We start from the raw sequence: 258 nt of genomic DNA on the forward strand, positions 1-258 counted from the left end.
TCTGCGATACCGGACCGACCGAGGCTACGCTGACGCCGCCGAACTGATTGCAAAGTTCCAAGCCGAGGTCGCTGCGCGGGCAGATCAAGGGCAGTCCGACCATAACATGCTCGTCTATGTCGCGGGCGCGCTGCATCAGGCCAAAATTCCTGCTTCTTCGGCGCTGGCGGCGGCGACGGCCAGGCATCAGGCCGACGATGGCGAGCTGCCGGACGATGTCGATGCGGCGCTGCAAGGCCTGCTCGACGCCTGCGCCGG

The 258-nt window shown here is 66.3% G+C and carries 1 protein-coding gene; it reads left to right on the forward strand.

Annotation, left to right across the window (positions count from 1 at the left end; all coding sequences use genetic code 11):
* A partial coding sequence (locus tag Q5L94_RS13890; protein WP_317498940.1) for a hypothetical protein occupies positions 1 to 258 on the forward strand: 258 nt, incomplete at both ends.

The organism is Idiomarina sp. Sol25 (assembly GCF_033052775.1).
GTDB lineage: Bacteria > Pseudomonadota > Gammaproteobacteria > Enterobacterales > Alteromonadaceae > Idiomarina.